General features: G+C 42.9%; 6 protein-coding genes and 3 pseudogenes. 1 reads left to right on the top strand and 8 read right to left on the bottom strand.

Features of this window, described 5'->3' with window-relative positions:
- Positions 1 to 147: 147 nt before the first annotated feature.
- On the bottom strand, positions 148 to 1,707 hold the full coding sequence (locus ACBP55_RS10220; RefSeq protein ID WP_464651245.1) for an ABC transporter substrate-binding protein: 1,560 nt from the start codon (positions 1,705 to 1,707) through the stop codon (positions 148 to 150).
- Positions 1,708 to 1,931: 224 nt separating this feature from the next.
- On the opposite strand from ACBP55_RS10220, the gene ACBP55_RS10215 reads away from it, so the two are divergent.
- Positions 1,932 to 4,286 carry a helix-turn-helix domain-containing protein gene (locus tag ACBP55_RS10215; protein ID WP_464651244.1) on the top strand — a complete coding sequence of 785 codons (2,355 nt, stop codon included), beginning with the start codon at positions 1,932 to 1,934 and terminating at the stop codon, positions 4,284 to 4,286.
- Between the two features lie 328 nt (positions 4,287 to 4,614).
- Here ACBP55_RS10215 and ACBP55_RS10210 read toward each other — a convergent pair whose 3' ends face one another.
- From ACBP55_RS10210 to ACBP55_RS10180, 7 genes and pseudogenes are all read right to left on the bottom strand, one after another.
- A complete protein-coding gene (locus ACBP55_RS10210) occupies positions 4,615 to 5,295 on the bottom strand; it encodes an ABC transporter ATP-binding protein (protein ID WP_464651242.1) in 681 nt (226 codons plus the stop codon).
- 60 nt (positions 5,296 to 5,355) lie between these two features.
- Positions 5,356 to 5,876: pseudogene (gene sigK, locus ACBP55_RS10205) on the bottom strand (RNA polymerase sporulation sigma factor SigK); the annotation flags it as partial.
- 89 nt (positions 5,877 to 5,965) lie between these two features.
- A pseudogene (locus ACBP55_RS10200) lies at positions 5,966 to 7,127 on the bottom strand (homogentisate 1,2-dioxygenase).
- 136 nt (positions 7,128 to 7,263) lie between these two features.
- Entirely contained in the window at positions 7,264 to 7,620 is a 357-nt protein-coding gene (locus ACBP55_RS10195; protein WP_464653280.1) for a tyrosine-type recombinase/integrase, read from the bottom strand.
- A gap of 194 nt (positions 7,621 to 7,814) precedes the next feature.
- Positions 7,815 to 7,922: pseudogene (locus tag ACBP55_RS10190) on the bottom strand (glyoxalase); the annotation flags it as partial.
- Between the two features lie 329 nt (positions 7,923 to 8,251).
- Complete coding sequence (locus tag ACBP55_RS10185; protein ID WP_464651240.1) at positions 8,252 to 12,235, bottom strand: discoidin domain-containing protein; 3,984 nt, start codon at positions 12,233 to 12,235, stop codon at positions 8,252 to 8,254.
- Between the two features lie 85 nt (positions 12,236 to 12,320).
- On the bottom strand, positions 12,321 to 13,886 hold the full coding sequence (locus ACBP55_RS10180; RefSeq protein WP_464651238.1) for an extracellular solute-binding protein: 1,566 nt from the start codon (positions 13,884 to 13,886) through the stop codon (positions 12,321 to 12,323).
- Between the last annotated feature and the right edge of the window lie 12 nt (positions 13,887 to 13,898).

Here is a 13,898-nt window from a genome sequence, read left to right as displayed (position 1 = left end):
ATATCCTGAACAACATAAATACATGAATTCTTCAAAGTTTGAAGAACGTTCATCTACTTTTTTAAAACATTTCTCTAGATTCTGTATATTTCGATCTCCAGAAAATAAAAAAGTCTCCAAAACCCGATTGGGCTTGAAGACTCTTTGCTATTTTCCATTAGCTTTACGCCATTCGTCCAGCTGCTTCTGTTTCTCTGCGATAACCTTGTCGACACCGGATTTCTTCAGCTCGTCGATAAATTCCGGCTGAATTTTGTCAGGATCGGCCGTTCCTGTCGTCAGTGCTGATAAATATTGATCGATCACGGCTTGGCACTGCGCGATTTCCGATTTGACAGCTTCCGTATCAAAAGTAAAACCGAGGATTGGAGATAAATCGGAATTATTATTCCATTGATCCCACTTTTCAGTCGCATCAGATGCATCGTTCTCAGTTTTCCACAAGATCAAATTATTTCCGAAAACCCATGGAAAGTTCGGATCATATCCGCTATCTTTGATCCGTTCTATACGCGTATCGGATATCTTCTTATAATGTTTGCCTTCGATACCAAAGTTTAATAAGTTGGCAACTTGCGGATCGCTGTTCATCAGTTCAAGAAACATCATAGCCCGCTCCGGATTTTTGGAAGTTCTGGAGATAGCCGTGATTGTCGCCGCTGCACGATCCGTCGTTATGATTGGCTTGGTAATGCGTTTTCTGTACCATTCCACCCCCGTTATCGCCTTCAACCCCCCGCTACTAAAAGGATCTTCAGTCGAATCCAACGTTTGGTATGCTGGCATCGCCATGGCATATCTGGCTGCTTTCCGGTCAGCTGCTATTTCTTTCGTTGTGGCAGCATCTTTTCGAAAATACCCTTTTTCATACCACTTTCTGGATTGCGCAATGAGTTTCTTGAACTCTGAGGTGTCGTATTGGTCAACTACTTTCAAGGCTTTATCGTTCAAACGAACCCAGCCGGGCATTTTTTGGTCGCCAATAACATCGAAACCATACAAGGGTGCGGCACCTACAAAAATGTCTCCAGTCGTCGAGTATTCCAGTGGAATCTTGTTAGTTTCCCCTTTTTTCACAGCATTCAGAAAAGGCTCCAGATCTTCAAATGTTTTTGCATTCTTCCAATCAAAGTGATATTTATCAGCGAGTTCTTTCTGTACATCAAATCCATAGCTGGTAGCCATAACCTGATAGTTGATCACACCGTACAACTTGCCGTTCACTTTAGCAGCGTTCCATATATTGGCCGGTACACCTGCTTTTGTTTGGGGGCCATACTTATCAAGTATTTCGTCAATCGCTACATAGGCTCCTTTGGAAGCATTTTGAAAGTAATTGTTGATCCACGTCGATGTAAACGCCAGATCGAATGGTTCGCCCGAAGCGATCATCAAGTTCATCTTCTGATCATAATTCCCAAGGTCAATCATGTTTAACTTAACTGTGGCATTTATTTTGGGTTTAATTAATCTATTCAACTCTTCATTAATAGCTTGCAAATCCTTTTGCGGTGGGGAAGGGAAGTAATAAACCAATTCTACTTGAGGCAGATCTTTCTGACTTGGACGTTCAGTTGCTTGGACTTGTTCAGTTATTCCAGGCATATCTTTGGCTGGTTCTTTGGAGTCACATCCTGAAAACATGAATACCGCAGCAAACAGGATTGCCAAAATCAATTCAGACTTATTGGACTCCCTTTTTCTCATTAAGTTTAATCCTCCAATGGAAATAATAAGAACCTATTTTCCAGTATTCTACATTTTCCAGTCCAAGTGTGCAATACATGTTTAGGGATATTCACTAAAAAATGCGTTTTTCTACAAATTGTATATTTTTTCATATATCAGGAAAACTCTCAGAAGGATAAAGCCACATTCTTGGAGAAATGAGAGGTAAAATAAACTATCTTTAAGGAGGGGTTAACTCCAGCATGGCATTCCCACTTAAATCTCCTCGCAAGACCTTATTTGCAAAAATGTTGTTAACACTTACCGTAACGGTTACTTTATTGATTTTAGGACTATCGTCGCTTCTCTATCGAAATTTCTTCACGGATTCTTTGGATAATATCAACCGAATGAATACTTCTATCCTGTCTCAAACCAGCTACAGCACGAAGTATATGGATACTTTGGTTAGCAAATTTATTAATACCGTTATCATGAGTCCTTATACATCCGTTCTGCTGCATAATCCGGAAAACGATATGGTTACGCTCGGAACAGCATTGCGCAACCTTGATAACCTTTCACTTCCACACGATTATGTATACTCCGTATATACGATCAATCTCGCTTTGAACCGTATCATATCCACAGAGACGGGCAATTTTTATACAAAAGAAGAGTTCTACGATCAAGACATCATTTCATTGTTACAAACGGTGAACAACGACTCACTTGCCGAAATGCCTATTGCCAGAAAAATTCCAAACCCCCAAGCTGTAACAGTTTCGGAACTTGCTAATGTGTACACCTATATCGTGCTTGACAGTCTGGAAACGAATCCATCCTCTCGTATTGCGACTGTCATCAATATCAAAGCAAGTGTGCTTCGGGATCTGATCGCTTCATTAAATGCCAAAATGTCAGGCCCCGGAAACGAAATTATCGTGATCGATTCCAAAGGAACCATTGTAAACCATACATCAGAAAGCATGTTTCTGCATAGCGCGAAACAAGAGTCGTATATCCAAACTTTACTTGCAGCCGATCAAGAATCGGGAAGCTTTAAGACGACACTGAACGGTCAAGATTATCAAGTTACCTATGTTTCTTCCGATAAACCAAAATGGAAATTTATTAGTTTGACTTCATATGCAACATTTATTGGCACAGTTGATTCAATCAAAACTTCTACGCTTTGGATATGTCTAACGATCCTAGGTCTCGGTTTATTTTTCTCGTTCATCATGTCAAGATCGCTTTATATTCCTGTCGGCAGACTTGTAGAGACCGTTAAAGAACATCTCACAAGCGCTCATAATAAGGATCATCTGACAAATGACATCTATTTTCTGCAAAATGTTTTCAAAGAAATGATTACGAAAAATAATGAATGGGAAAACAAACAAAGAGAACAGCTTGCTCCCTTAAAAAACAAGTGGCTGCAAGATATACTCCTTGGTATCCGGTATGTTGATCAAGAAGCGTTGCGGGTTTCTCAAAAAGAGCTTGGTATCCAGTTGAATCTAAATGGCCCGCTAAGGTTGTTACTTCTTCGTCTGGACAACTATCGCGATTTCCTCGACCGATATGATGAAAAAGACCGTTGGCTCTTAAAATTCGGCATTGCTAACATCGTTAATGAAATCGTGTCAGAGGAATATAACCTGGAAACTATTTACCTGGAAAACGATCAGCTTCTGTTGCTGTTGGAAATCAGCCCTTCAGAGAATGTTGATACTACAGAAAGTGCCTTAAAGGGGCTTATCGAATTAGCACAAAAAGCTGTAAACCAGTACCTGAAACTCTCGTTTTCCGCAACTCTAAGCATACCTGTCAATTCCTACTTGCAACTCTATGAGTCTTATTCCGATACATTGGCACTATCTTCGTATAGGATCATCGCAGGTCACGGTAGCTTCCTGACTCCAACGTTTCGATGTTCGATCAAGGAAACACTAATTTCCTTTCCCGAGAGTAAGGCCAAAACGCTACTTGACTCCTTGAAATTGGGCCATTTGGACAAAGCTAAGGAAGCGTACTCCGACTTTATTAGCCAACTTTCCGGAACGACTTATGAAAATTTGCTTTCGTCCATTATGCAGCTCAGCTTCATGTTGAGAACAACCTTTAACATCATTTTGGAAAGTCATGAATTTCGAAAATCAGAACTATTTCAGATTGTTTCCAGAAATATTGAGCAGTTTGAAACCATTGAAGAAATTCATGAAACCTTTTCATCCCTATTTTCCGAAATCATTCGCGTCATGGAACAAAATAAACATAATAAACACAATTCGATTATTTCAAGAATCATAAAGGTGATCGAGGAACAATACCGTGATAATAACTTAAATCTACGTCTCATCTCCGACGAGTTTCAAATGTCGAACGTTTATTTAGGGAAATTATTCAAAGACGCTACAGGTAAATCCGTTTCAGAGTATATTACTGAAGTGCGAATGAATCATGTCAAACAACTGCTGGACAACAGCAATCTTTCAACCAGGCAAATCCTAGATCGATGCGGTTTGGAAGAGACAAACTATTTTTATACCATTTTCAAAAAACGTTTCGGCGTATCGTTGTCTCAATACAAGATTGAGAAAAACAAAACGTGAGTAGGCCTACTCCAAAAGACAATATCCTAAATAACAAAAAGGTATACTCTTCGGAACATGAGGAAGTATACCTTTTTTAAAGTCCGCTAGTTACTGACTTCTTTTCTGATTTCAATGAGTTTGACGCCTATCCCGAAGCAAGTGTTAACCCGTTGTACAAGCTCCTTAATAAAGCCGTAGTCAGTTTGCACATCCCGAACCGCCAATGTGTATCTGAGGATGAAATTGGTACAACAGGACTTCGTGAGCTTCCAAGAAGCTCATCATAATATTATAGGACAATGTGAAAAATTAACATGCACGAGAGTAAGCTTTGCATGTCATTTAGTTAAGGTAATTGATCCTCACTCAACCGCCCATCCCGAAAATGCACAACACGCTTCGCCTGCTGCGCAATGGCCAGGTCATGCGTAATCAAAACAATCGTCCTGCCCTGCTCATTCAACCTCTTGAAAATCTCCAAAATCTCCGCGCCCGTCTTCGAATCCAGTGCTCCCGTCGGCTCATCTGCCAAAATAATTGCCGGATCTCCCGCTAACGTTCTTGCAATCGCAACCCGCTGCTGCTGTCCACCAGATAACTCTGAGGGAAAATGCTTCCTGCGATCCAATAAATCCACCGATTCCAATGCGTGCATAACGAGTGGCTCTCTTTCTTTTTTGCGCAGTCCCCGATAGATCAAAGGCAACTCCACATTCTCATAAGCACTTAATCTCGGCAGCAAGTTGAAGCTCTGAAAAACGAAACCAATCTTCCTGTTTCGAATCTCAGCCAGCCCAGAATCCTTAAGTACGCTTATTGCTTGACCATCCAGGTCATAGATACCTTTATCTACAATATCCAAACACCCGATGATGTTCATCAGTGTGGATTTGCCGGAACCTGACGGTCCCATGATTGCCACGAACTCTCCATGATCAATATCTAACGAGACATCATCTAACGCTTTAATCGTTTCCTCGCCCATCGTATAGTATTTACTGGCATTCTCGATATGGATCAACGTCATAATCTTCACCTCCATTACTTGCACAATGTCCAAATAAATGAAGTATCTGATTCATAACCCTTACCGTTTCGCCTTATAAAACTCATGATAAAGCTTCATCAGCGCCCGCTTCTCAATCCTCGACACATAGGAGCGACTGATCCCGAACTCCTTCGCAATCTCCCGCTGCGTCCGCTCTTCCCCGCCAAGCTCCAGCCCAAACCGGCCAACGACGACTTCCTTCTCTCGATCATCCAATATCTCCAGATTGCGATAGATTTTGCTCTTCTCTATCTTGAGCTGCACCTTATCCACTACATCATCCGCTCTGTCCCGAGGATGTCGATCAATGTAATTTCATTCCCCTCTTTGTCCGTTCCGATGGGATCATGCAGGGACACATCTTTACGCGTTTTCTTCAACGAGCGAAGATGCATAAGTATTTCATTTTCGATACAACGCGCTGCGAAAGTCGCCAGCTTCGTCCCTTTGTTCGGCGAAAACGACTCGATTGCTTTGATCAAACCAATGGTGCCGATCGAGATCAAATCCTCCAAATCTTCCCCTGTGTTATCGAATTTTTTGAGGTTGTGTACACAAAGCAACGTAGTAGGCAGGACACCGTCAGTGTCCGTTTTCCGGAATATGTTCAATTATCCTATTAGGAGAACCCTTTCCTAGGGCTTCCTAGCTATTTTTGAACCCAGCTGTATGGATAATTTTGATCCTCTAGGTGTGCAGCTCCTTTCACCACACTTAAGGGACGGAAAGTATCAATCATAACCGCTAACTCTAAAGTCTCTTTTTTTCCGATGCTAGCTTCAATTTTACCTGGATGCGGTCCATGAGGAATCCCTGACGGATGCAAGGTAATCGAGCCTTGCTTAACACCTTTGCGGCTCATAAAATTGCCTTCGACGTAGTAGAGCACTTCATCACTGTCCACATTGTTATGATAATACGGAGACGGAATGGAGTCCGGATGGTAATCAAACAATCTCGGAACAAACGAGCAAACGACAAAGTTATTCCCTGCGAAAGTTTCGTGAATGGGTGGCGGCATATGAATTTGACCTGTTATCGGTTCAAAATCTCCAATGTTGAAAAAATAAGGGTACAAATAGCCGTCCCAACCAACGACGTTTAATGGATGATAGTTGTAGATATGGGAGTGCAAATACCCTCTGGTTTTGGTTCTAACCTCATATTCGCCGAAATCCGTATGGCTTTCCAATGTTTCAGGCAGCCGAATATCTCTTTCACAGAAAGGGCTATGCTCTAGAAGCTGTCCATGCTCATTCCGATAGCGCTTTGGTGTGCTAATCCAACTATTCGTTTCTACGTTCAAAAATCTAGAATCACCTGGCTCCGGAACGATCCGATAAATCGTGCCCACCGGAATCACGATGTAATCCCCTGGACGGTAGCTGAGTGTGCCAAACATAGACTCAACTTTTCCCGTCCCTCGATGAACAAACAACAATTCATCCCCGTCCCCGTTGCGATAATAATAATCCATGGTTTGGGTCGGATTGGAAACGGATATTAATATATCTTCATTCCCAAGCATGTAGTGCCTGCCGTTTACCGCATCTCCCGTATCTACATACTGTCCAGCCAGGAAGTGCCTGTATGTCAAAGCTCCTTGTTCTTCAAATTCTATCTTAAAGGAAGGGTGCATAGATATCGGCCTTAACGATGCCCGTCGGAGCGGAATGATGATAAAGAATAGACTGTATGCCCGAAAAACCCTTTGTCCCCATGACCTGTTCCCGGTACAACGAACCGTCTTGTTTCCTGAACTGCGTATGTCTTTTCTTGGGAATCTCGCCCATATGGTGATAAAAAGGCATATTAACTCCCTCCTAAGAGTTTTCGTAAGAAAACTTGCTTCGTAAGCACCCCTTAGTATAGAAAATAGGGATTCTCCCCAGCACAAACCTTCAGATTTCAAAAAATTTAAACGCCAACCTACTAACCCCCAATGCTTCACGAGCTTACTCCGATATACCTCAAAGTAACAGACGGTGCCGATTGATTAAATAGTTCTTTGAGTACAGATACATTTTTTGTTTTTTGATAGAAGTGATAGCCGTAGGTTTTACGTAATGTATGAGTACCGACATCATTCAATCCAGCTTGCCTGGCAGCCTGGTTCAAGATTCGATATACATGTAACCGTTTAATAGGTACCCCGGTTCTTTGTAAGCGGAACATATACGCTTCGTTATCCATTTTTTGGATAAACGCTTCGTAACCCAAGCGCAACTCATCAATTAGCTTAAAGCTTTTTTCCTTTCCCGTTGTTGGGTGACAAATAAGTTTTGAAGTGCAAGGAGCCAGCAAACTCAAGGGTTTGCTGGCTTTTCTTATATAATCGATTTACAAATTAAGTTTTGAAGTGGTATTTTAAAGCAAAAAAGCTGAATTGCAAATAAGTTTTGAAGTACTTTTTACAATCATTTATAAAAGTTCCTTTCAACAAACGTTCCCAGTTAGTTGAACAAACCAGCGTCCCTTTACAATTGGCCTTTAGTGTATCAATGTTCATGAGCAAGAATGTTGATAAGCTTACCAAATGGGTCGCGAACATAGAATCGTCGAACGCCCCAAGGCTCATCAACAGGCCCATATTCAATCGGAAATCCAGGCGATATCTCACATTGTTTCTCGTCAAGATTGTCACTGTTACAAATAGAGCATTTTTATCCGAATTAATTTGTTTCAGGATCTTACCAATGTCGAGTGTAATTACACCTTCCACATTTGCACCCTCTTTCAACTGAATTGCACCAGTGTTTTCCTGGAAGTTACACGCTTTCACGCCATAAAAGACTTGCAGATAAATTGTATATCCATAAGCATCCGACCACTTCCTCATTCAACGAGAGAAACAAAAACAGTCGCTATACAGTACTCATCGTCCAGGTACTGTATAGCGACTATAAGTTTCTACTTACCTACAATTTAACTTGATTTATTGCAAGATCGCTTTAGCTACAATAGCAAGGTCTTCAATGTCTACTTTGCCGTCATGGTTGACATCCGCTTTCTCATTCCAGCCTACTTGACCTTGTTCTTTGCCGTAAGCAGCTGCAACCACAGCCAAGTCTCCAATGGAGACACCGCCTCCATTGACATCTGCGGTTATTTTCTTGCTTTCGAACACTTGAATTGCCGCTTCCAACGCGACTTTCGCGCTATCCACCTGCTGCTGGGTAGCATTCGAATTGTTTGCTGCCGCTTGGGCTGCATCAATAGCCGACTGCAATTGCGCTTTGGAGCGAATCGCATACAGGCCATCTCCATTGCCTTCCACTGCTGCATCGTACTTCGCCTGAGCGCTTGTGATCGTTGCGTTCAAGAGCGACTTATCTACAGGTATAGCAGGTACAGTTATTTGGACCTCACGGGAGGCTCCGCCGACCTGCAGTTCATTCCCCTGTCCATTGGCAATCTTTACATGATCTACAGAGATTGTCGTATTGGTTGCCTGGGTTACAGATTTAGCCTTAAATTGGATTGCGAGCAAATCGCCTTGGGCAGGCACGTTCGCGCCCACGCTGGCAGCCACAATCCGGAGTTGGCCCGGCGTCTCCTTTTGATCAATGACTCGGAACCCGTCTTTCAGGGATGTCACCGAATCGAATTGCACACTTGCAGGGTCATACGACAGTGTAAAATCTTGGGCGTACACTTGCTGGTATACACTTTGTGTAACATTGCTCAATCCCATCGATAGATTAAAAGTTTGGCCAGAATCCACCTGCTGCACACCTGTCAGGGTAGCCTGAGGCACTGCCGGAGCAGGCAACACGGTCACGCTAACACTTGTTGTCAACGTTACGTTATTCGGATTAGCAACTCCCGATGGCAAGGTTACCATTCCATTTACCGTAAAAGTCTGTGCAGTCTTTAAGGTTGGATCATAGCTGGAAGCATTTGCATCCCATGCCACGCTGGCATTCAAGCTTCCCGCATCGGTAACCAACTCTACGGTCGAGGGCAGTCCGAGCGCTTCTGCTGTCTTCACCGTTCCGTTGGCCACTCCTGTGACCGCTGCAGGCGTTGTAATGTTATTAAGCGTCTTATCCGTAGATCCGTATACCTCAAACTCATATATTCTTGCTGCAAGATCAGTTGTTTGCGTAGGGGTAGATACGTTCAATTTAATATATCGGGCCGATACGCCAGCAATGCTGTCTGTCGTAATGCTGTTCGTATTATTGCTTACATTGACCACTGTACTCCAGTTTGTACCATCACTGCTGACCTGGATATTGTAAGCCTTCGTATTATAAGTAGCGGACTCCCCACCCGCCGCAGAATGCTTGATGATAAACTTGTTTACAGTCTGCATGGAACCGAGATCGATTTGCAGCCAACGGTTGTTAGATTTGGAGCACCATTTGCTGTTATTGGTTACGCTGCCATCCACGGCTTTAGCCGCTGTTTCCGAGGCAGAGCATGAACTGTCTGCCGTAGCCGCTTTGTTTAGCGCCAAATTCATTGGTAACACAGTAACGCTAATGCTTGTTTTCAATGGGATATTGTCCGGGTTAACCATTCCATCAAGCAGGTCAACCGTTCCTGGTACCATGAAAGTCTGCTCATTTTTTGTAGTTGGATTGTAACTTATGCCGCTTAAATCCCATGTCACGTCGGCACTCAGTGTGCCCACATCGGTTACCAGCGTTACTTTCGCAGGCAATCCAAGGGCTGCCGCTGTTTTCGCTGTTCCGTTTGTCAGCCCAGTAATCGCTGCAGGAGTTTGTATGTTTTTAAGCGTTTTAACTGCAGTATTGGAACCGTATACCTCAAATTCATAAATTCTTGCTGAAGTATCCGTTGTTTGCGTAGGCGTCGTAACGTTCAACTTGATATATCGAGCCGATACGTCGGCTATACTGTCTACCGTAACGCCGTACGTATTATTGCCTACGTTGACCACCGTAGTCCAGTTAGTGTCGTCATTGCTGACTTGAATATTGTAAGCTTTCGTATTATTAGAGGCGTTCTCCCCGCCTTCCGATGCATGCTTAATTATAAACTGATTCACTTGCTGCTCGGAACCAAGATCAATATGCAGCCAGCGGTTGCCAGAGTTGGAGCACCATTTGGTGGTTGCGCTTCCATCCACTGCATTAGCTGCTGTTTCTGTGGCACTGCACGTGCTATCCGCCGTAGCCGTTTTGTTTAATGCCACATTCGGATTTTCGCCATTTCTGACTTCAGAATACTTGAAGAATTTCATCGTAGACTCATCTTTTATTAAATAGAAGTAGAATTCCCCATTTTTAGATATAAAAGGAACTGCTCCTGTGTTATAAATATGCTCATTACCAGCGCGCGCATACAAGAGTTTCTTATCGCTCCACGGTCCCCACGGATGATCGGCCACTCTGAAATAGGAGTTTCCATCCACGCCTTCCATATAAACCAGGACATATTTGCCATCCAACTGGCCACCCTGCGCTTTAAATAATGAAGGCATATTGCCGACAGGACCGACATCGTTACCGAGTGCATCCTTTAAATTAGCAGCGGTTTCATAATTTCGAGACCAAACTGATCCGTCCCAGTACTCCCTTGCATTAAAATCTTCAAAGCTATCTTTGGACACTCTTGAGAGAAGTAATTTGGAATATTCGCTCCATGCACCGTATGCGAAAGTTTCATCTGCACCAAGCATATAAACATAACCATCGTCATCTTCCCAGAAGGCTAAATTCTCAAACTGTTTTACACGATACGTAGTGCCAACTTCTGCATCATCTGCTTGCGGTGAAAATCCGCCAGGAATGTCTGGATAATAAGTGTATGGCAGCGCATCAAAAGCTTTAAGAGAATTATAATCAATTGCGCCATTGGTAATTGTATACCTCATGAGTTGGGTAGCATTGGCTTTAAATGGTGAACAGCAGTTAGCTCTGTTATGAAGATTAAAATATATATAATTTCCTAATGTAAATCCCGCCATATTCCAGCTGGAGTTATTCACATACACCGTTCTGTTAGCGGTAGAACCCGCTTGTGCCGATAAGACGAGCTTATTCCCTGAACTATCATAGAGGCGCACAGCGCTCAGACCATACATATCCGGGTTCCCCCAGTTACCGTCATTAGCAACAGGATTGTACGTAATCTTCACATATCTTGCTGCTGTTGAATTTAAATCAATCGCCTTGCTGTAGCCTGTCGGACCTGTACCGCCCGCTTGCGGAATCTGGAACGGATAACCGCTTGCTGTATACTCCGTGTATGAAACTCCGTCAGTGGAGGTGAATATCTTGATATTCTTCAAACCTTTGCTCGTATTCGTTGGCTCATTAAAATTCCAAATGTACATATTACCAAGATTTTTTGTCGCATATGTGTCAAAAATAATGTAACTATTATCTGCTGACGGATTATGATCTGAAACCCACATTTTATGATAGTCAGTATCATGAGTATCCGTAGTACCTCTAATTCCACTCATCCCATAACCGCTGACAAGGTTCCAGGCAACGGTTCCCGAATATCCGCTCTCCGCTTTTTCGACCCCCCACATTGGATTGAAGTTTTGCTTTTGTCCATTTGTCCCCCATAGCCAGTTAGTTAACGGGGTATTTGGAGTAACACCCGTATAAGTTCCCATTGTGCTTCCCGAAACAAATCTGCCGCTGACATATGAGTCATTAAATAGAATAGCTGATTTTGTCGACGATGTCCCCAGACCTTGACGGTTCTTAATTCCAATAGGAGCCCACACAAAACCGTCTCCACCGTGGTTAGTTTTATCGAACACATAATCCCACTCGGGGGCGGGAGTCACCTGATACGTACTACTTTCTGCGCTGGCCTTTTGGATTGGGATTGGTCCAGCGATTCCCATAACAAGAGTCACCATAAGCAACAATGCCAAGGAAAGACTGCTTTTTGCTTTTGCTTTTGCTTTTGCTTTTGCTTTTTTCAACATTTCTACTCCTCCTTCTAATTATCCCAATTTAAGTAGTAACCGAGGACAACGTTTACCTATCATGTGTCCTCGGTTAACCCTTGAATTACTTCGATGCAAGGAATGTATCGATTTGTTTCTGAAGCTCGGTTTGGATTTTTTTCAATGGCGCAGAACCTTCCTCTTTAAATTTCTCCCAATATTTATCCGGATCAAACACGCCGTTGAAAATGCCAGCATAATATTTAGCCTGTACCGTATCAAATTGAGCGATTTCATTTTTGACTGGTGTTGCATCAAATGTAAATCCGGTCAAAATATCCTTCGTAAAATTGTTGGCATCTTTAATGAAGTTATTAGCAGCCAGCACATCGTCTTCCTCTGTATCAATCGATTTTTCCAAAACCGGATTCCATACCAAACTGAATGAACCAAGGCCCCCGCCATTTGCATCCTGACCAGGTACAAGCTGCTTGAACTTCGCGTCACCGACCTTTTGCCAGTCTTTACCCTCAACGCCATGTTCAACCAACATATAGTTGGCTTCGTTTGCGTTTGCCCAGTCCAGGAACATCATTGCCCGTTCTTTATTTTTACTCGCTTTCGGAATAGCAATGAAATTGTCCTGTTTAAAGTTAGATATGTTTTTGCCCTTCGTGAAGTCAAAGAAGCGGACGGGCTCAAGCTCTGCCTTGGCTCCTGCTTGCTTCATTTGTTCCGGTGTCCAGGATTTTGCAAACATCATAAGTGGAGCTGCTGCTGTCTTGCCTTGCTGTAAGGCTCCTTTACTATCGACTTTAGTTGTAATCACATCCTGATTGATGACTTTATCTCCGTACATTTTATGAGCCTGCTTGATCATATCCCATACTTTTGGCTCCATTTGATCGAACAAATTATAAACTTTGCCATCGTTGCCCTTGTAGTACATGACTAATCCGCCGCCGTTTGCCGGACGCATTTGAAGCTCCGTATTGTCCCGTAGCTGCCAATTTACAAGGGAATAAGTGAAATCGTTGGCTCCCGGCCAGAACGGAACAATACTTGGATACTTATCTTTGACTGCGTACGTGTACTTTACAAAATCGTCCCAAGTCTTAACCTGCGACAATCCCAGCTCTTCCCTTAAATCCTTACGGATGTTGATGGAATGGCCTTGCATGTGATTAATCCCTAGCGGGATCCCCATAATTTTACCGTTAAATTTATTTGCATCCCACATTTGCTGTGGTCGATTCTTCGATACATTGGGTCCGACCTTGTTCAGAAGCTCACTAAGATCTTCATAATACCCGGCAGTGATCATTTGGTTCATATGCAACCAAGGAGCATCGAAGATCAAATCGATATTTTCACCTGAAGCAAGCATGACTTTTGTTTTTTGATCCAAATCTGACCAGTCTACATAAACGAAATCGATTTTCGTATTCTGGCCGTCAGCAGCAAGTTTCTTCTCAACCGCCTCTTTGATGGAATCGTAGTTCGAGAGCTTGGTTCCTGGAACAACAACCTTTAATGTGACAGGTTCGCTGCCCGGTTTCTTCGAATCGGTATTGCTGGCGTTGGTTGCCGGTGTGGAAGTGCCGGATGGCGAAGGATTGCTGCTGCATCCAACAAGTAGTACCTCAAGACATAGTGCAGTAACCATGAGTGAAACCAGTTTTTTCTTCATGTTAATTAACCC

The organism is Paenibacillus sp. WG02 (assembly GCF_055396115.1).
This window is presented reverse-complemented; position numbering and strand designations above follow the sequence as displayed.